Annotated in this window: 16 protein-coding genes; 9 read left to right on the forward strand and 7 right to left on the reverse strand. The window is 68.3% G+C overall.

Going from position 1 to position 18,079, the window contains the following annotated elements; genetic code table 11:
- Positions 1–29 precede the first annotated feature (29 nt).
- The 6 genes from DSM104440_RS12615 to rfbH all read right to left on the reverse strand — a co-directional run bounded on the left by DSM104440_RS12615 (position 30) and on the right by rfbH (position 6,993).
- Positions 30–779, reverse strand: a complete 750-nt coding sequence (locus tag DSM104440_RS12615) for a FecR family protein (RefSeq protein ID WP_171163163.1) — start codon at positions 777–779, stop codon at positions 30–32.
- Positions 776–1,450 carry a tetratricopeptide repeat protein gene (locus DSM104440_RS12620; protein WP_171163164.1) on the reverse strand — a complete coding sequence of 225 codons (675 nt, stop codon included), beginning with the start codon at positions 1,448–1,450 and terminating at the stop codon, positions 776–778. Before DSM104440_RS12620 ends, DSM104440_RS12615 begins: the two co-directional genes overlap by 4 nt.
- Positions 1,450–3,684: a GumC family protein gene (locus tag DSM104440_RS12625; RefSeq protein ID WP_171163166.1), complete on the reverse strand. Its 2,235-nt coding sequence runs from the start codon at positions 3,682–3,684 to the stop codon at positions 1,450–1,452. Before DSM104440_RS12625 ends, DSM104440_RS12620 begins: the two co-directional genes overlap by 1 nt.
- 1 nt (position 3,685) lies before the next feature.
- The gene (locus DSM104440_RS12630) at positions 3,686–4,243 is read right to left on the reverse strand and encodes a polysaccharide biosynthesis/export family protein (RefSeq protein WP_171163168.1); all 558 of its coding nucleotides are present in this window, start codon (positions 4,241–4,243) and stop codon (positions 3,686–3,688) included.
- Between the two features lie 9 nt (positions 4,244–4,252).
- Positions 4,253–5,497 carry an outer membrane beta-barrel protein gene (locus DSM104440_RS12635; protein WP_171163170.1) on the reverse strand — a complete coding sequence of 415 codons (1,245 nt, stop codon included), beginning with the start codon at positions 5,495–5,497 and terminating at the stop codon, positions 4,253–4,255.
- 152 nt (positions 5,498–5,649) lie between these two features.
- A complete protein-coding gene (gene rfbH, locus DSM104440_RS12640) occupies positions 5,650–6,993 on the reverse strand; it encodes a lipopolysaccharide biosynthesis protein RfbH (RefSeq protein WP_171165942.1) in 1,344 nt (447 codons plus the stop codon).
- Positions 6,994–7,069: 76 nt separating this feature from the next.
- On the opposite strand from rfbH, the gene DSM104440_RS12645 reads away from it, so the two are divergent.
- The 9 genes from DSM104440_RS12645 to DSM104440_RS12685 are packed head-to-tail and all read left to right on the forward strand — an operon-like array spanning position 7,070 to position 16,649.
- Positions 7,070–8,533 carry a polysaccharide biosynthesis protein gene (locus tag DSM104440_RS12645; RefSeq protein ID WP_171163172.1) on the forward strand — a complete coding sequence of 488 codons (1,464 nt, stop codon included), beginning with the start codon at positions 7,070–7,072 and terminating at the stop codon, positions 8,531–8,533.
- Positions 8,534–8,560: 27 nt separating this feature from the next.
- The gene (locus tag DSM104440_RS12650; protein ID WP_171163175.1) at positions 8,561–9,655 is read left to right on the forward strand and encodes a glycosyltransferase family 2 protein; all 1,095 of its coding nucleotides are present in this window, start codon (positions 8,561–8,563) and stop codon (positions 9,653–9,655) included.
- A 2-nt stretch (positions 9,656–9,657) separates the two neighbouring features.
- Positions 9,658–10,737 (forward strand): glycosyltransferase, encoded by a 1,080-nt coding sequence (locus DSM104440_RS12655; protein WP_171163177.1) that lies wholly within the window; start codon positions 9,658–9,660, stop codon positions 10,735–10,737.
- Positions 10,731–11,657: an SDR family oxidoreductase gene (locus tag DSM104440_RS12660; RefSeq protein ID WP_171163178.1), complete on the forward strand. Its 927-nt coding sequence runs from the start codon at positions 10,731–10,733 to the stop codon at positions 11,655–11,657. Before DSM104440_RS12655 ends, DSM104440_RS12660 begins: the two co-directional genes overlap by 7 nt.
- Entirely contained in the window at positions 11,654–12,976 is a 1,323-nt protein-coding gene (locus tag DSM104440_RS12665) for a hypothetical protein (protein WP_171163179.1), read from the forward strand. The genes DSM104440_RS12660 and DSM104440_RS12665 overlap by 4 nt, the downstream gene beginning before the upstream one ends.
- 13 nt (positions 12,977–12,989) lie before the next feature.
- Positions 12,990–14,141, forward strand: coding sequence for a glycosyltransferase family 4 protein (locus DSM104440_RS12670; RefSeq protein WP_171163180.1), 1,152 nt, complete (start codon positions 12,990–12,992; stop codon positions 14,139–14,141).
- Entirely contained in the window at positions 14,138–15,148 is a 1,011-nt protein-coding gene (gene galE / locus DSM104440_RS12675; protein WP_171163181.1) for a UDP-glucose 4-epimerase GalE, read from the forward strand. The genes DSM104440_RS12670 and galE overlap by 4 nt, the downstream gene beginning before the upstream one ends.
- A gap of 2 nt (positions 15,149–15,150) precedes the next feature.
- Positions 15,151–16,188 (forward strand): MraY family glycosyltransferase, encoded by a 1,038-nt coding sequence (locus DSM104440_RS12680; protein WP_171163182.1) that lies wholly within the window; start codon positions 15,151–15,153, stop codon positions 16,186–16,188.
- Positions 16,188–16,649: a low molecular weight protein-tyrosine-phosphatase gene (locus tag DSM104440_RS12685; protein ID WP_171163183.1), complete on the forward strand. Its 462-nt coding sequence runs from the start codon at positions 16,188–16,190 to the stop codon at positions 16,647–16,649. Before DSM104440_RS12680 ends, DSM104440_RS12685 begins: the two co-directional genes overlap by 1 nt.
- Before the next feature lies 1 nt (position 16,650).
- Here the strand turns inward: DSM104440_RS12685 and DSM104440_RS12690 are convergent, their stop codons facing one another.
- Positions 16,651–18,060, reverse strand: coding sequence for a mannose-1-phosphate guanylyltransferase/mannose-6-phosphate isomerase (locus DSM104440_RS12690; protein ID WP_171163184.1), 1,410 nt, complete (start codon positions 18,058–18,060; stop codon positions 16,651–16,653).
- Positions 18,061–18,079 lie beyond the last annotated feature (19 nt).

The raw sequence follows: 18,079 nt of genomic DNA on the forward strand, positions 1-18,079 counted from the left end.
CGCCGGAGTGGCCCCTTGAGCGATCGCGCCTAGCGGGTGCTCGCGTTACCGCCGCCCGTGCTGCCCGTAGGGCTGCTCGGATTGGGCGTTGCGGACCGAGTCGTGTTGACCGGGGACGTGGCGGCTTCGCCGATCACGCCCTCCAGGCCCTGCACGCCATTGAGCAGGTTGAGCATCTGCTGGCCCTCGGGCGTTGCCTGCAGTTGCTGCGCGATCTGGCTGGCCGCGCCCTGCTGGAACGTGCCGTCGGTCTTCGCGTTCACGCCCTGGCCCGCGGGAACGGAGATCGTCTGCCCGCCGAACGAGAAGGAGATGAGGCCCTCGGTCACCGACACGACGACATTGCCGAACGAGGTGACGATCGTCACGTCCGTGCCGCGAATGCCGATGGTGGCGGTGCCCGCGCGGTACGTCACGCGCGAAGGCGAGTTGCGGCCGATGAGGCCGGTGATCGCGCGCATGCCGCCGTTGAGCAGCGAAAGCAGCACGCTGCCGGTGCCCGCCTGCGCGTTGTACTCGAATGTCGCGACCGTGAGTCGCGAGTTCGCCGTGAGCGCCGCGACCTGCCCGTCCTCGAACTTGAGGACCGCGGAGGATCCGGCGCCGGTCGAGACCGTGTCGCCCTGGCGAACGGTGTCGCCTTGCCGAAGCAGGCGCGGCGCGGCGGCGCCGGTGGCTACTTGAACCGTGCCTGATACGCTCGTTGCGACCGCGTTGGCGAACGCAAGATTCGCCAGCACCAGCACCCACAATCCGAGCAATACGGAGAGCTTCTTCATGTCGTCCCCCTGCCTTCGCAAAGATTGACCCACTTCGTGTCGGTGATGCGCTTGTTTCCGGCGACGTGGCGGCAAGCGGGATCGAGCCTACCACGGCGTTGTGAAACCTGAAGGAATCCAAGGGGATCGCGCTGCATCCCCGCGGCGATCGCGGTGCGAATAGAGCGGCGAGTGGCATCGGAGACGTCGTCCCACACGGCGAGGCCGAGGTCGGCGACCGTCCACTGGACTTCGGCCTCCGAAGGCCCCAGCGCGATGGCGTTGACCAGCGCGACCTCGAAGAGGGCGTCGGTCTTCCCCTGCGCGTAGCGGGCCGCGGCGACGCTGGCCCACGCGTACGGCGACGTGGGACGCAGTCCCAGCGAGGCCACGAACTTCTCGTGCGCAAGGCCCACGAACTCAAAGGTCCCGGCGCGCTGGAACAGAAGCACGCCGAGCGTCTCGTGCAACGCCGGATCGTTCGGTGACCTCAGTGCCGCTTCGTCGAGGTTGTTGCGCACGGCCAGCCACTCGGCGAGCGGCGGCTGGATATTGCGCGCCGACCACGAAGCCATCGTTCGCAGCGACTCGTGCGTCGTCGTATCGGCGAAGCCCAGGCGCACGGCGCCCGAGGCGAGCCAGACGAGCGCCGCGCAGGCGGGAATGACGAGGATATAGCGGGCGGTGCCCATCAATCGGCCTGCCCGTAGGTCTTGCCGTAGCCGGACTTCTTGTAGCCCTTGTAGCTGCGGTAGCCGCTGTACTCGCCGTAGTAACGCTCGGCCTTCTCGAGGTCGAGCTGGTTCAGCACGACGCCGAGCACCGGCGCATTCACGCGGCGCAGTCGCTTGAGGCCATTCTGCGCGACCTGGTAGGGCGTGGCATCGGCCTTCACCACATAGATCACCGACGAGGCGTGCTGCGAGAGCACGAGCGCATCGCTCACGAGCTGCAGCGGTGCGGAATCGATGACGACGATGTCGAACGCCTCCTTCAACTTCGCGATCACCTCGTCGAAGCGGCGCGAGCTCAGGAGCTCGAGCGGATTGGGCGGTACCGTGCCCGCGGGCAGGATGAAGATGCCCGCTTCGGCGTGCTGGAAGATGCACTGGGAAGCCTGGGCCTGGTCGGCCACGAGGTCGGCGAGACCGGGCGCGCGCGCCTCTCGCCCGACGAGCTTGCCGATCTTCGGGCGCCGCAGGTCGCCGTCGACCAGCAGGACCTTCTTCACCTGGCCGAGCGCGCAGGCGAGGTTGAACGAGAGCGTCGTCTTGCCTTCCTCCGGGACGGAGGACGTGACGACCACCACCTTGTGCGGATGGTCGAGCGCCGACATGAGGACGCTCGTGCGAACCGTGCGCACGGCTTCGGCAAACGTCGATTGGCTGTCATTGAAGAACGCGAGCTCGGAAACGAAGCCCTTCTTCATGAAGCCCTTGATCTTCTGCAGGACGCCCAGCGCCGGAACACCCAGGCGTTGTTCGACATCGGAGGTCGAATTGACCGTGTTGTTGAGCCGGTCCAGGAGCAACGCGAGCAATGCGGCCAGCAGGAGGGCGAGCATCGTGGCGACCCCGACGATCTGCGCCTTCTTCGGGGCATACGCTTCGCCCGGCACGGTCGCCGGGTCGACGACGCGCGCCACCGTGGAAGCGAGATCACCGGCCGCGCTCGTCTCCTTGAGGCGGTTGACGAACATGTCGTAGAGGTTGCGGTTCTGCTGCACCTCGCGCTCGAGCACGCCGAGCTGGAACTCCTTGCGGTTGAGCGACTGGATGTCGCCCTTGCTCTGGCCGAGCGCGCGCTCCAGCGCGGCCTCGTTCGAACGGGCGGCCTCGTACTCGCGCGACAGGCCCTGGACGACGACCTCGATCTGCCGCCATGTGTTGGCATGCGCCGTCTCGACTTCGGCGCGGGCCTGGATCAGCTTGGGGTGCTCCGGGCCGTAGCGCTTGCCCGCTTCGTTCAGGCGGCGCTCGGCCTCGCCTTCGAGCTCGCGCAGCCGCTGCACCAGCGGATGCCGGAGCACCGCCGGAATCGTGTCGTACGTCGATTGCGACTTGCCCGCCTTTATCTGCTGGACGACGTTGTAGGCGCCCTCGGCCTCCGCACGCTTCTGGCGCGCCTCGACGAGGCTCTTCGTGATCTCCTCGAGCTGCTTGCTCGCACCCGACAGCGCGAGGCCCTTGGCATCGACGAGCCGCTCGCGGTCGCGGTAGTCCTGCAAGCCTCGCTCCGCGCTCTCCACCTTGGTGCGCAGCTCGCCCATGCGCTCGCGCATCCACGACGCGGCCTTCTGCGTCATCGCGGCACGTGCGTCTAGGTCCGATTCGATGAACACCTCGGCCAGCGTATTGGGGACCTGGGCCGCGAGCTCGCGGTCATGCGCGGTAAAGCTGATCTGCGCGAGCTGGCTGTTGCGCACGAGCTGCACCTGCAGCTCCTTGCGGAAGCGGCGCACGACGTACTTGAGGATCTGCTCCTCGCCGACGGGAATGTCTTCCTTGAGGAGATCCGTGGGCAGCCAGATGCCGCCGCTGCGCGCCTCGACCTGCCGCGGATCGAAGTCCGGGTGCGTCGTGAGCTTGAGCTTCTGGATCACCTTGCGCGCGAGCTCTTCGCCCTTGAGGATCTCGACCTGCGTCTGGTAGTACTCGCGCTGGATGAAGCCCTGGTTGTAGACCTCCTCGATCGACACGACCTTCGAGCGGCCCTGCTCGATCAGGAGCGATGCGGTGCCGCGATAGGTCGGCCGCATCGCGAACACGATCAGGGTCGCGAGCACGCCGACGAGCGCGGTGAGCATCAGGATGCTCCAGCGCCGCGTGGCGATCGCGCGCCAGTACTCGACGATCTCGGGCCGATCGGCCTGGGGCTGGGCGGACTCGCTCGCGGCGAGCCGTTCCTGGAGCAGGAGGTCGTTCATGTCAGAAGAAGCTTTCCTCGACCGTGAGGATGTCGCCGGGGAAGAGCGTCGCGTTCAGGTCGACCTTGCGCGGGGTCTGCGAAGGATCGTCATCGCGGATCACGTTGAGCTTCTCGCGCGAGGCCCGCTCCTTGAAGCCGCCGGCGATCGAGATCGCCTTGCGCACGGTGAGCCCCGGAGAGAAGGGATAGCCTCCCGGCTTGTCGACCATGCCGTTCACGTAGAAGTTGCGGTACTCGTCGATCGTCACGGCAACCTTGGGGTCGACGAGGTAGCGCCCCTTGAGGCCCCGCGTGATGAGATCCTCGAGCGCCCCCACCGTCATGCCCTTCACCTTGATCTCGCCGAGGATGGCGAAGGAGATCGTGCCCGCGTCCGACAGGCGGATCTTCTCGCGCTTGAGGTCCTCTTCGCCCAGCACGCGGATCGAGATGAGATCGCCCGAACCGAGTTTGTACGTGGAGAGCTCGGCGCTCTGCGCGGAGGCCGCAGGAGCGAGCACGAACAGGGCGAACGCAAGCGCCGCGACCTTCCAGGGTGACAACGAAGTCTCCGGCATTCCTCGGCGCTACAGGGTGGCGACGGCCGTGAGGAACCAGATGTGCCGATCGAATTCGTAGATCGGCTGGTTGGAGTCGCGATTCGTGTAAAGGTACTCCGCACCGAGTGTCAGCCAGGGCCGGAACTTGTAGTTGGCCTTGAGGCCGGCACTCCAGATGTCGTCGGAGCGCGGATTGCCCTGGTACTTGTCCTTCTGGAAGCGCGCGCCGGCCTCGGTCGAGAAATAAGAGCTCCAGCCGTGCTGCCAGGAAACACCCGTCGCTTCGGAAAGCACGAACGTGCCGATACCCGTCGATTCGACCGGCTGGCGGTAGGAGTAGACGTCGACCTTGGAGTAGGTCCGCGGCATCCACGTCACGAGGCCTTCCCAGCCGGTGCCGGAGAAGTCCTCGAGGACCGGCGAATTGAACCGCTTCTTCAACTGGCCGGCCTTGATCGTTCCCGACACGGCCGCGGTCGCATCCCACGTGACACCGGCGTAGATGCGTTCTTCCTCGCCGGAGAGCGGGCTCGTCGAGAGCTTGTAGTCGAGGTCGGTCTTGCGGTACTCGACGAGGATCGAGGTCTTCGGCGCGACCCGGAAGTAGCCCGTGACGCCGGCTTCCTTCGTGTCGCGATCGCTGCCGACCGTGAACTCGCGGTTGTTCTTGTAGCGCTTGGCGCCGTCCGAGTACCACGCCTCGACGCGGCCGCGCGCGTCCTTCTGCCCGTAGGCGAAGAGCACGGTGGGCGTCGACAGCTCGTAGACGTCCGGTTCGTTGCCCGAGGGGCGGTCCGTCGATCCGCGCGCGTCGTGCGCACGCAGGAAGTCGTAGCCGAGGTGGAATGCGGCCTCGCGTGTCGCGAGCCAGTCGAGCGAAGTGCGAACCGTGTGGTCCTGGTAGTCGTCGTCGCGGCTGTCCTTGTAGTAGCCGAATCCGCCCAGGTAGCTCGCCAGCAGGACGAGGCTCGGACCGCGCGCGTCGATCTTGAAGCCGGGGCTGATGACGTAGAACACCGAGTCCTTCTCGTTGTCGCGCGTCTGGAAGAGGTTGGAGTCCTGGCCGATCGCGGCGCCGATGAAGGGCGCGAGATAGAACGGCGAGTCGCCGAGCTGGACGGAGCCCGCGGAACTGTCCTGCTTCGACGTCGACGCGGGGAACTCGTATTGCGGGCGCACGGGGCTCACGCCCATCCCCTGCTGTGCCATCGCAACGGAGGCGCCGGCGGCGAAGACTGCGGCCGCGAACGCAAACCTGGTCTGCATGCTCATCGGAACACCTTTCTCAAGATCGCTCCAAGCCACCCACGAAAATTCGCGCCTACGGGGAACCCGGCCAGGGGAAAGTGCCCGTAACTCCTTGGTCTTCTTGTATTTTTTTCCTGTTTACCGAGTGCGATGGTACGTTCCCAGCCCCTCCGGCGTCAATCAACGCGGAAGAACTCCTCGAGCTTGCGCGCGACGAACTCCAGGTGCCTTTCGTCGAGCGCGGGGTACACGCCGAGCCAGAGGCTGTTGACCATGATGCGGTCGGAAGTTTTCAGTTCGCCGACCACCCGGTAATTGCGGCCGTGGAAGTACGGCTGGCGGATGAGGTTTCCCGCGAAGACCAGGCGCGTACCGATGTGGTACTGGTCGAGATAGCGCTGCAGGTCCGGGCGGTTCACGCCGGCACCCTCGCGCAGCGTGAGCGGAAAGCCGAACCACGAGGGCTCGCTGTCCGCCTCGGCCTCGGGCAGCAGCACGAACTCCTCGATCGTCCGCAGCCGCTCGCGCAGGAAGGCGAAGTTCGCCTTGCGCCGCTCGATGAAGTGCGGCAGCCGCGCGAGCTGCGCCGCGCCCAGCGCGGCCTGCATGTCGGTGATCTTCAGGTTGAAGCCCGCGTGCGAGAACGCGTACTTGTGGTCGTAGCCGAACGGCAGGTCGCCGAGCTTCCAGGCAAAGCGCTTGCCGCAGGTGTTCTCGCTGCCGGGCGCGCAGTAGCAGTCGCGTCCCCAGTCGCGGAACGACTCGACGATCCGCTTGAGCTCGGGATCGTTCGTGAACACCGCGCCGCCCTCGCCCATCGTGATGTGGTGCGCCGGGAAGAAGCTCAGCGTGGCGATGTGGCCAAACGTTCCGACGAGCTTGCCGTGGTAGCGCGAGCCCAGCGCATCGCAGCAGTCCTCGATCAGCCAGAGGTTGTGCTGCTTGCACAGCTGCATCACCACATCGAGGTTGAACGGGTTGCCCAGCGAATGCGCCATCACGATCGCTCGCGTCTTCGGCGAGATCGCGCGTTCCAGCTGCGTCGCATCCACGTTGTACGTCGGCAGATGCGCATCCACGAAGACGGGCACGAGGCCGTTCTGCAGCAGCGGATTGACGGTCGTCGGGAATCCCGTGGCCACGGTGATCACTTCATCGCCGGGGCGAAGGGCGCGATCGCCGAGCAGCGGCGAGGTCAGCGCGGAAACCGCGAGCAGGTTCGCCGACGAGCCGGAGTTCACCGTCAGCACGTGCTTCACGCCGAGGAATGCCGCGAGTTCGCGCTCGAAGCACTCGTTGAAGCGGCCCGTCGTGAACCAGCCGTCGAGCGCGGAATCGACGATGGCGCCGATCTCCTCGGGACCCACGACCTTGCCCGAAGCGGGGATCGGAGTCTGGCCGGGGACGAAGGGCGCGGGTGCGGTGGATGTTTCGGCGAAGCGCCGAACGAGGGCGGCAATCTGCGCGCGGAGCTCGTCCGCGTCGGATTGCGAACGAGAGGAAGGCAGGGGAGAGCTCAGTCGTGCCTCACGCGATTCGAAGAAGGCCCTATTGTAGACTCGGACCGTCCCGCCCTGCGCTCTCGCACCCCGCCCGTTGAAGAGCCTCTCCTCGGCAAAGCTCGGTTCCGCCCTGTTCTTCACGACGGGGCTGGTCGTCGCGCTCGTCCACTTGCGGCTCGCCGTCGGTTACCTCGCTCCCGAAGTGGCCGGCGCGTGGGTCCTCGCGATCACGTTCGGCACGTGGGTCCTCCTGCTCGACCTTGGCTTCTCCCCCACGTTCACGCGCGAGATGAGCTTTGCACTGGGCGCGCCGGGCGATTCGACCGCGCGACGCGCCGACCTCGTGGCGGCGTCGCGGAAATTCTTCGCCTGCCTCGCCGTGCTTGCCTTCGTCGTGGCAGCACCCCTGGGCGCGATCGTGCTCGCGAGCCTCGTGGCCGATGCGGCGGGCCGCGCGATCTCGGTCGCATGGGCGCTCTACGCATTGGGCATTGCGCTGGTCGTCCGCGCCAACGGCGACCTCGCGATCCTCGACGGGCTCGGAGAGATCGCGCTCGCGCGCGCGGTGAAGGGCACGGCCGTCGTGGCGGGGCTCGTCCTCGCGGCCGCGGCGCTCGCAGCGGGCGCGGGCGTCGTGGGACTGGGTGCGGCGATGGCCCTGCAGGGCGCGATCCTCGCGCTGGCCGCGGCGACGTTGCGCAAGCGTCGGCAAGGGTCTGCGCGCGCGACCGCGAGCGCCGCCGCGACGCTGCGCGAGCTCACACCGGCCAGCCTTCGCTGGGCCGCCATGCAGCTGGGCACGCTGCTGCTGATGAATACCGGCAACGTCGTCATCGCCTACCAGGTCGGCGTGGCCGAAGTCCCGTCGTTCGAGGCACTGATGAAGGCGTGCGCCGCGTTCCACGGATTCGCGGTGGTGCTCATCGCCGCGACCGTGCCCCTGCAGTCGCGCCTGCACGCCGCCGGTGACGCCACCGAACTGCGCTCGCTCATGTTCCGCAACGCGCGCTTCGCGCCGTTCGTGGTCGCGACGCTCGGCGTCGCGTTCGCGCTCAACGCCGAAGCCATCGTCGCCGCCTGGCTCGGCCCGACGGTGCATGTCGACCCCCGCGTCGCCTGGACGATCGTCGCGGTGATGGTGCTCGAGAGCCATCACGTGGCCCTCGCGCTCTCGGCGCTTGCGGCGGGGCACGTCGCCTTCGCCGTGCCCGCCCTCGTGGCGGGCGCACTCAACGTGGTGGTCGCGCTCCTGCTCGCGCCGGTGCTCGGGGCCTGGGGTGTCGCGCTCGCCCTGCTCGCCACCCAGCTCGCGACCAACAACTGGTACGTGCCCGCGTATGTGCTGCGGCTGTTCAAGGTGCCGCTGCGCGAGTACGTGGCGGCGGTCCTGGCGCCCGTGCTTGCGGCGCTCGCGGCCATGGGGCTCGTGCAGGCGCTGGCGGCCCTCGCGCTCGGCTCGCGGCCGGCGTTCATCGCACCCGCCACGATCGCGTTCGCCGCCGCCCTCGCGGGCGCGGCCTGCTGGCGCTTCGCGAGGCGCGCGCCGCACGCCTATTGAGAAGGGCCGCTGCGGTATATTCCGGGCATGAGTTCTGCAAGCCCCGGCGGCGAGCCGCGCCGCTTCGATGCACCCGTCCTGACCATCGCGATACCGACGTACAACAGGTCGCGCTACGTGCGCCGGCTGCTCGCCTCGATCGTCGCGCAGCTCGCGGCCCATCGCGATGCGGTGAAGGTCCTGGTGATCGACAACTGCTCGCCCGACGACACGCAGGCCGCCGTTGCACCCTTCCTTCGCAAGGGACTGCCGCTCGCGTACGTGCGCAACGAGACGAACATCGGCATGGACGGCAACATCCGCAAGTGCTTCATGGACGCCGACACCGAGTACGTGTGGATCTTCGGCGACGACGATGTCCTCCTCGAGGGCGCGCTCGGCCAGGTGCTCGCCTGGATCGGCGCGCAGCGCTTCGCGCTGATCCACGTGGGCGGCTACAGCTTCCGCGGCGACTTCGCGCCGCGCCGCAAGTACTTCCTGAACCTCGGCCCGACGCGCGTGACCGACCGCGGCGATGTCCTCTACTGCGTGAACTGCCTGCTCACCTTCATTTCGCGCAACATCGTCAACAAGCGCGCGGCGCAGGAGATGGCGCCGGGCTCCTCGTTCGACGCGTACCTGGGCTCGATCATCAACCAGCTGTCGTTCGTCTTCGCCGCTCTGCGCTCGGATCTTCCCTGCGTCATCCTTTCGCGCAGCCTCGTGGGCGCGCAGATCGAGAACTCGGGCGGCTACGAACCCGCCGAGGTGTTCGGCCGCGGCATGCTCGCCATCGTGGAGCGCGAATTCCCGGGCGAGGCAAGGCTGCGGCAGCGCTTCGAGAACGAGATCCTCGAGATCCACTTCCCGCACCAGATCGCGAGCATGCGCCGCTCGGCGCGCTTCACGACCGAGGGCTACCTCGGCAAGCTGCGCGAGACCTTCGCGCACAACTTCCGCTTCTGGCTCTTCTGCTACCCGGTCGCGGTCCTGCCCCTCGCGCTCGCGAAGCCCGCGAGCCTCGTGGTGCGCGCGATCCTGAAGGTGAAGCGCATCGCAGCCGAGATCACGTGGTACTGCGTTTTGCCGCGCCACGCGCAACGCAGCCGGTTCTCCGCGCTGCTGTTCGGTTCGCGTCCCTAGCGATGCGCGTCCTCATCGCCTGCCCCTACCCCCTGGGCATCGCGCCGAGCCAGCGCTTCCGCTTCGAGCAGTTCCTCGGCGCGCTCGAGCAGGCGGGCGTAAGCGTCGAGGTCGCGCCGTTTTTCTCGCGGCCGGCCATGGACATCCTCTACGCGCGCGGCGCGTCGCTGCGCAAAGCGCTGCACGTGCTCGCGGGTTTCGCCCGCCGCTTCATCCTGGCGCTTCGCCTGTCGCGCTTCGACTGGGTGATGGTGCATCGCGGCGCGATCCCGCTCGGACCGCCGGTGTTCGAGTGGCTGCTGTTCGCGGTGGGCAAGCGCGTGGTCTACGACTTCGACGACGCGATCTACGTGCCCCAGGTCTCGAAGGCCAATCCGATCGCCGCAGCGCTCAAGTGCGAGTGGAAGGTCGACTACATCACCCGCCGCGCCGCGCGCGTGGCCGTGTGCAATCCCTACCTGCGTGCCTGGGCGCTGGAGCGCAATGCGCAGGTGGCGCTCCTGCCCACGACCATCGACTTCGACTACCATGTGCCGCGCGGGCGCCAGGGCTCGCGCATCACGATCGGCTGGACCGGCTCGCACAGCACCGCCCGTTACCTCGACCTCGTGCGCGAGGCGATCGCCCTCCTCGACCAACGCCACGAATTCACCTTCCTCGTGATCTGCGACCACGACCCCGGCTTTCCCGGCCTGCGCGACTATCAATTCGTCCCCTGGCGAATGCAGTCGGAGATCGCGGACCTCTCGCGCATCGACATCGGCCTGATGCCCGTGCCCGACGGCGAGTGGGAGATGGGCAAGGTGGGCTTCAAGGCCATCCAGTATTCGGGAGTGTGCGCGGTGCCGGTCGTGTCTTCGACGGGCTCGGGCCACGAGGTCGTGGACGACGGACAGTCGGGCTTCGTGGTGGAGAACACGACGCAGGCGTGGGTGGATGCCATCGAGAGCCTGCTGCGCAATCCCGCGCGCCTCGAGGCGATGGGCGCACGCGCCCGCGCGCACGTCGAACCGCGCTATTCGATGCACTCGCAACGCGCGACCTTCCTGTCGCTCTTCGGCGAAGGCGCGCTGCCATGCTGAACGTCGCGAAGGGCACGCGCGTCTACGTGGCCGGCTGCGGCGGCATGCTGGGCCAGGCCGTGTACGACGAGCTCGCCGCGCGCGGTGCGGTGATCCGCGCCACCGACATCGTCCTTCCCGATCCGTGGCTCGCGCTCGCCGACGTGACCGACTTCGCGCTCATGCGCCGCGAGCTCACCGGGTTCGCCCCCGAGCTCGTGCTCAACCTCGCGGCAATGACCGACCTGGAGGAATGCGAGCGCGAGCCCGAGCGGGCCTGGCGCACGAACGGCGAGGCCGCGGAGAATCTCGGCCGCATCGCCGCATCGCTCGACGTGCCCTACGTGCTCATCTCGACCGCGGGAATGTTCGACGGATTGAAGGACGTCTACGACGACGACGAGCCCCCGGCGCCGATCTCCGTCTACGCGAAATCCAAGGTTCACGCCGAAAGCGCGGTTGCCGCGACGGTGCCGATGCACTACATCCTGCGCGCCGGCTGGATGATGGGCGGCGGCCCGCGCAAGGACAAGAAGTTCATCAACAAGCTCTTCAGGCAGATCCAGGCCGGCGCGCGCGTGCTTCACGTGGTCGAGGACAAGCTGGGCACGCCCACGTACACCGTGGACTTCGCGCGCGGGCTCTTCCATGTCGCCGAGAGCGGGCAGTTCGGCCTGTACAACCAGGTGTGCGAAGGCCAGGCGAACCGGCGCCTCGTCGCCGAGCGCTTCCTCGAGTACCTGGGCCTCGCCGGACAGATCGAGCTGAAGGTCGTGCCCTCGGACTACTTCAGCGGCGAGTTCTTCGCGCCGCGTCCCGCGAGCGAACAGCTGGTCAACCGCAAGCTCAACGAGCGAGGCCTCAACCGCATGCGGCACTGGGATGTCTGCCTGGCCGAGTACAGCCGGCAGTTCGCCGCGGAGCTCGGGAAGCCGCGATGATCGGCGCCGCGTCCGGACGCTCGTTCGCCGTTTTGATCCGCGACAACGAGTGGTTGACGCTCACCGCCTTGCTCGCGAGCCACTTCGCCGTGGTGGTCGCCTGCCTGGTCTTCTCGGCGTTCCCGGTCGTCGAGGATGCCGCGCAGCTCGTCTACGCCGATGCGCAGAGCGACTACCTCATCGGCCTGGTCTTCGGCGTGGTGCTCGGCCTCGCCATCCTCGCCTGGCCGATCGCGCGCCAGGAGCGCCTGGCCCTGTTCGCGATCTGGCAGGCGAAGCTGCTCGTGTGCATGATCGCGATGCCGATCTACGAGTCGTATTTCGTCGAGATCGACGCATTCCACTACTTCCTTGCTGCGACGCGCGAGCTCGGCGTGATCGACATGCTCGAGATCGGCGACGGAACCGAGAACGTCGTGCGCCTCACCGCGATCGCGCAGCTCGTCCTGCCCGACTCGTACCACGCCACGCGCATCCTCTTCGCCTGCCTGGGCCTGGTCGCCGTCTACTTCCTCTACGTGGCGGCGAAAGCCGCGATGAAGCGCGATGACCTGCGCGTGCTCTTCGCGATCGCGCTCTTCCCCTCGGTGCTCTTCTGGTCGTCGATCCTGGGCAAGGACCCGCTCGTCCTGCTGGGCGTGGGCTTCGTGGCGCTGGGAGCGGCCAGCCTCACGAAGGGCCGCACGTTCGCCGCGGCGTGCCTGCTCGCCATCGGGCTCACGATCATCGCCTACATGCGCATCTGGCTGTGCCTCATCCTCGTGGCACCGATCGGCTACGTGGCGATGGCGCACTTCGGCACGCTTCCGCGGCGCTTCATCGCCGCCGTCATCATCGCCGTGGCCGCGGTCTCGTTCTACGAGGCCATGAGCGACCGCTTCGACATCGCGTCGCGGGAGGATGCGGTCGAGCGCTACGACGCGTTCTCGCGGGGCTGGAGCCACCTGGGCGGATCGAGCCAGCTGCTCGACGTGGATCTCACCAATCCGCTCGAATTCCTCGGGTTCATCCCGCTCGCGGCTTTCACCGCGTTGTTCCGGCCGCTGCCGCTCGAGATCGACTCGGGCTTCGGCCTGCTCTCGGGTCTCGAGAACGCCCTGCTGCTGGCGGCCTTCGCGTTCGCGCTCGCGCGCGCCCGGTGGCGCGACCTGCGCGAGCCCCTCGTGATCGCGGGCGTCGTGTACGTAGCCGTGTGGCTGGTGATCTACGGGCCGATCTCCTACCAGAACCTCGGCACGGCCGTGCGCTTCAAGCTGCAGATCCTTCCGCTGTTCCTCCTGCTGTGCATGTACTTTGGCGCGCGCAAGCGCGAACGCTGAGCGAACCCCGGACATGGACCCGCGCACGCCACCCGCCGTCGCCCTGGTTTCCAACACGTCATGGAGCCTCTACAACTTCCGCCGGCCCGTCATCGAGACGCTGCTCGCGCGCGGCTGCCGCGTGATCGCGCTCGCGCCGCGCGACGCGTACTCCGAGCGGCTGGTGGGGCTCGGCTGCGAGTACATCGAGGTGCCGATCGACGCGAAGGGAACCAATCCGCTGCGCGATGCGCGTGCGATCTTCGATTTCCTGCGCGCGTTCCGCCGCACGCGGCCCGCGTTCGCGTTCAACTACACGATCAAGTGTTCGATCTACGCCACACTCGCGGGCCAGGCCTGCGGCGTGCGCTGCGTGCCCGTGATCACCGGAGCGGGATATGCCTTCGCGAAGCAAGGCTGGATCGCGGGCTTCGCGCGCCAGCTCTACCGGCTGGCGTTGCGCCGCGTGGAATACGCCTGGTTCCTGAACGAGGACGATCGTGCCCTGTTTGTCGCGCAGGGCCTGCTGCCCGAGGGCAAGGCCCGCATCCTCCCAGGCGGCGAAGGCGTCGACCTGCAGGCGTTCGACGCGCGCCGCGCATCGCGGCCGGCGCCGGATTCCGGACCGTTCACGTTCCTCCTCGTGGCGCGAATGCTCTGGGAAAAGGGCGTGCGTGAATTCGTCGAGGCCGCGCGCATCGTGCGTGCCCGCCTGCCCGGCACGCGCTTCCAGCTCCTCGGCGCGACCGGCGTGGACAATCCCTCGGCGATTCCGCGCGAGCAGATCGCCGCATGGGAGCGCGAGGGCGTGATCGAATACCTGGGGACGACCGACGACGTGGCCGGCGCAATGCTTGCCTCGTCGGCGGTCGTCCTGCCCTCGTACTACCGCGAGGGCATCCCGCGCGTGCTCCTCGAGGCCGCGAGCCTCGGACTGCCGGTCATCACGACCGACAACGTCGGCTGCCGCGATACGGTCGAGGACGGCCGCACCGGCTTCGTGGTGCGCCCCCGCGATTGCGCGGACCTCGCCGCGAAGATGGTCGCGCTCGCCGCGATGGCGCCCGGCGAGCGGCGCGCGATGGGCCAGCGCGGTCGCGAGAAGATGGAACGCGAATTCGACGTGCGCCGCGTGGTGGCTACCTACGTCGCCGCGATCGGCCTGCCCGAGGTCGCGCCGCGATGAGAGTGCTCGTGACCGGGGGCGCGGGCTATATCGGCTCGCACACGTCGCTCGCACTGCTCGAGGCGGGCCACGACGTGATCGTCGCCGACAACCTGAGCCGCGGCTCCGCGCGCGCGCTCGACCGTGTGGCCGAGCTTGCCGGGCGCAAGCCCGCGTTCGCGCGCGCCGACGTGCGCGACCGGGTCGCGATGCACCGGCTCCTCGCCGAGGAACGTCCGGAGGCGGTCGTGCATTTCGCCGGGCTCAAGGCCGTGGGCGAATCGGTGCGCGACCCGCTGGGCTACTGGGACAACAACGTGCTGGGCAGCGTGAACCTCGTGGGCGCCATGCAGGAGGCGGGCGTGCACACGCTCGTCTTCAGCTCGTCGGCCACGGTGTACGGCGAGCTTTCGCCGCCGCCGTTTCGCGAAGAATTCCCGATGGCGCCGACCAATCCGTATGGCGAAACGAAGGCGACCGTCGAGCGAATGCTCGCGAGCGTTGCGGCGACGCGGCCCGGCTGGCGCATCGCGGTGCTCCGCTATTTCAATCCCGTCGGCGCGCATGCGAGCGGCCGCCTCGGCGAGGACCCGAACGCGACCTCGGCGAACCTGATGCCGGCGATCTGCCGCGCGGCCTCGGGTGGCGATGCGCTCGCCATCCATGGCGACGACTATCCGACGCCCGATGGCACGGCGCTGCGCGATTACCTTCATGTCGCCGATCTCGCCGAGGGTCACGTTCGCGCGCTTCAAGCCGTGCGCGATTTTCGCGAACCGGCGACGACGATCAACCTGGGCCGTGGCGTGGGGCAGAGCGTGCGCGAGGTGATCCACGCGTTCGAGCAGGCCAGCGGCGTGCGCGTCCCCGCGAACGTCGCGCCGCGCCGTGCGGGAGACGTCGCGGTCCTCGTGGCCGATCCTGCGCGCGCGCAGGCCTTGCTCGGCTGGAAGGCGCGCCGGTCGCTCGAGGAAATGTGCCGCGACGCGTGGCAGTGGCACCAGCGAAACCCGAACGGGTACGCCTGACCATGCACGCCGACGCGGCCTTCATCGCAGCCATGGCCCTCTCGGCGGCAGGCACGCTCGTCCTCGCGCGGCTCGCGCCTCGCGCCGGCCTGCTCGACCATCCGGGCGGCCGCAAGGCGCATGCGCGTGCGGTGCCGCTCGTGGGCGGGCTCGCGATCTTCGCGGCACTCGCCCTCGCCGCCACGCTGGCCGGCGTGGCCTTCGCGGCCGGCATCTTCCTCGCCTGCGTCGCGATGGTGGTCGCGGTCGGCGCATGGGACGACCTCCGGGAAATCGCGCCGCGCTGGAAGCTCGCCGTCCAGGTCCTCGCCTGCGGCCTGATGATCTGGGGCGCGGACGTGCAGCTTCGCAGCGTCGGCGACCTGCTGGGCTGGCGGCCCATCGGCCTGATGATGTTCTCGGTTCCGCTCACGATCTTCGCGGTCGTCGGCGTGGCCAATGCGGTGAACATGATGGATGGCCTCGACGGACTCGCGGGTTCGATCGCGTTCGTCGCGTTCGCGTGGTACGCCGCTGTCGCGTACGGCTCGGGTGTCGACAACGCCTTCGTCGTCGCGCTGATCTTCTGCGGCGCGATTGGCGGGTTCCTCCTTTTCAACCTGCGGCTCCCGGGCCATGCGCAGGCGCGCGTGTTCCTCGGCGATGCCGGAAGCCTCTCGCTCGGGTTCGCGCTCGGATGGTTCGCCGTGGATCTCACGCAAGGCACGGACCGCGCGTTCCCGCCGATCGCCGCACTCTGGGTCGTGCTCCTCCCGCTCGCCGACTGCGTGTCGCTCATGGCGCGGCGCATTCGCGCCGGGCGCAGCCCCTTCGCCGCCGACCGTCGCCACATCCACCACTACCTGCAGGCACGGGGTTTGAGCGCGACCCAATCACTCGCCCTGCTCGTGGCGATCTCGACGGCCTTCGGCGCGGTGGGCTACTTCGGCTGGCGCGCGCGGGTGCCCGAGCCCATGCTGTTCTGGCCGTTCTTCTTCGGGTACTTCGGCTATCACTTCTGGATCCAGCGCGCGTGGCGCGCCCTCGAAGCGGACGCCTGATGCGCTCGATCCTCTTCGTCTGCACCGCCAACATCTGCCGCTCGCCGACGGCCGAAGGCGTGCTTCGGAAGCTCCTCGCCGCGAAGGGCGCGCAGGGGTTCGAGCTCGCCTCCGCGGGCACCCATGCCGCGCGCGATGGCATGCCGCCCTTCCCGATGGCCGTCACCGCCGCGCGCCGCAGGGGCTACGACCTCACGCGCATCGTCTCGCAGCCGCTCGTGCCCGACCACTTCGATCGCTTCGACCTCATCCTCGCGATGGATCGCGGACACCAGCGCCACATGCTCGCGATCGCGCCGACGCGGGCGCGCGGCCGCATCGAGATGTTCCTCGAGTACAGCGAAGCGTTTCACGGAGAAGAGGTCGGGGACCCCTATGGCGGCAACGAGCGCGACTACGAAGCGGCGCTCGATCGCATCGAGGATGGCTGCCGCGGGCTCGTGAAGGTCCTGGTCCGGTAGCTCACGACCGCCCGTAGACGTCGTCGTAGCGCTGCACGTCGTCTTCCTCCACGTAGTCGCCCACCTGCACTTCGATGAGCTGCAGCGGCGTGTCGCCGCGATTCTCCAGGCGGTGCCGGGCGCCGAGCGCAACGCGCGTGGATTCATCGCGGACCAGGCTGCGTTCCTCGCCATCGATCGTGACGGTCGCCACGCCGGAAACGACCACCCAATGCTCCGAGCGGCGAGCATGGCTCTGCAGGCTGAGGCGCCCGCCGGGACGCACTTCGATTCTCTTGAGCTTGTAGCCCGGGCGCTCCTCGAGCACGGTGTATTTGCCCCACGGTCGCGTCACGGTGACGTGCGTGAGGTGTTCCTTGCCCGATGCGGCGGACACGCGCTCCACGATTTCCCGCACGCGCTGCGATTGGTCCGCACGGGCGACGAGCACCGCATCCGCGGTCTCGACGATGACCAGATTCTCCACGCCCAGCGCGGCGACCAGGCGCGATTCGCTGCGCACCAGGCTGTCCTTGCAGTCGATGGCGATCACCGAGCCCTGCACCGCATTGCCCGAGGCATCGCGCGCGGCGACCTCGAGCACCGAGGCCCAGCTGCCGATGTCGGACCAGCCGAAGCTCGCGGGGACGAGCCACACGTTGTCCGACTTTTCGAGCACGCCCTTGTCGATCGAGATCGAAGGCGCGTCGGCAAGATGCGCGGCCATCGCCTCCTGGAATCCGCGGCCCGCGCGCACGTCGGCGGCGATCGCATCGAGCACCGGCACGAGCGAGGGCAGGTGGCGGCGGACCTCCGCGAGGATCACCGAAGCACGCCACGCGAACATGCCCGAGTTCCAGTAGCAGTTGCCCGCGGCGATCAGGCCCTTCGCCACGGAGGCGTCAGGCTTTTCGTGGAACGAGCGAGCCCGGCGCACGTCGCCCGAACCCTCGGCCACGATGTAGCCGAATCCCGTCTCGGGGCGGACCGGCGGGAGGCCGAACAACGCGAGCTTGCCGGATTCGGCGGCCGCGATCGCGGTGCGCAGGTTGCGGTGGAAGTCCTCGAGCCCGGTCACGAGGTGGTCGGCCGGCAGCACGACCAGCACCGGGTCGAGGCCTGCGAGCGTGAACTTGAGGGCGGAGACCGCCACGGCCGGTGCCGTATTGCGAGCCACGGGCTCGAGCAGGCGGTCGTAGGGTTCGAGCAGGTGATAGCCCTCGCCGCTCCCGGTTTCCGCGGACGCGACGATCAGGACCTGGCTCGCGGGGATGAGTGGTGCGAGGCGCGAAATCGTCGCCTCGATCAGCGTCTCGTCACCCGCGAGGGGCAGGAACTGCTTGGGGGATTGCAGCCGCGAGAGCGGCCAGAGGCGGGTGCCGGATCCTCCGGCGAGGATCACTGCGTGGGGGGGCGTGGGGCGGTCAGGCATCGCCCCGGATTATGCCTCC

It is taken from the genome of Usitatibacter palustris, assembly GCF_013003985.1.
GTDB classification, from domain to species: Bacteria; Pseudomonadota; Gammaproteobacteria; order Burkholderiales; family Usitatibacteraceae; genus Usitatibacter; species Usitatibacter palustris.